General features: G+C 35.5%; 2 protein-coding genes. One reads left to right on the top strand and one right to left on the bottom strand.

Features of this window, described 5'->3' with window-relative positions:
• Positions 1–35: 35 nt before the first annotated feature.
• Positions 36–500 (bottom strand): IS200/IS605 family transposase, encoded by a 465-nt coding sequence (tnpA, locus tag JEM49_RS09225; protein WP_025005294.1) that lies wholly within the window; start codon positions 498–500, stop codon positions 36–38.
• Between the two features lie 99 nt (positions 501–599).
• On the opposite strand from tnpA, the gene JEM49_RS09230 reads away from it, so the two are divergent.
• On the top strand, positions 600–803 hold a 204-nt coding region (locus JEM49_RS09230; RefSeq protein WP_201874748.1), incomplete at its 3' end, for a helix-turn-helix domain-containing protein.

An 803-nucleotide genomic window follows, 5' to 3' on the forward strand; every position in this document is an offset into this window, starting at 1 on the left:
ATTTTTAATGAAAAACGCCCGAAAATCCCCGTATTTTAATGCGGGGATGGATAGGGCTTACCGTCTCTAACGGCATTGTAGATCTGGTCATTAATGTACTTTTCTACTACTTCTTTAGACATATTCCCTACCGTGCCAAAGTAATAGCTGGGTGACCATAAATGTCCGCCCCACATCTTGTTTTGCTTAATTTCGGGATGATTCTTGAAGAATAAAAAAGCACTTCTTCCTTTGAGTGCTTTGACTACGCTTGAACCTGATTTTGATGGTCTAAAGCTGATAAGCAAATGAATATGTTCAGGCATTACCTCCATTTTTTCAATTTTGATTTGATTATCTTCAGCTATTTGCTTGAGCAGGTCTCGCATCTCTTGTGCAAGGTCTTGGTTAGTAAAGATTTGATTGCGGTATTTAGTACACCAAATTAGATGATAGTGTGCATTATAGACGTAGTGTTTTTCATAGCCTGCGTCTTTTATTTTGTCTTTTTTATTATTCATAGTCTAATATCCTTTCGTCTACTATGTATCTATTTACTGTTGATTATAAGATATACATAGGCTATAATCAAATTACAATAATACAAGGAGGTGAAATACATGAAAAGAATGAGCAGTTTAGCCTATTATTTTGGCGTTAAGCTTCGCTTTTATCCTAGTTCTAAGCAAAAGAAAATCATCAAGCTAAACTATGATGCGCAGCGCTTTGTTTACAACTCTTATGTAGGACACAATCGAAGCAATTATAATGCTAAGCACTACTTAGCTGTTAGACAATATCAAGCAATGCCTTTTGCCTTTTCT

The organism is Lactobacillus sp. A27 (assembly GCF_016742815.1).
Lineage (GTDB): Bacteria > Bacillota > Bacilli > Lactobacillales > Lactobacillaceae > Lactobacillus > Lactobacillus gallinarum.

Coding starts and splice junctions, on each gene's coding strand:
- tnpA (WP_025005294.1), bottom strand. CDS start 500: ATGAATAATAAAAAAGACAAAATAAAAGACGCAGGCTATGAAAAACAC.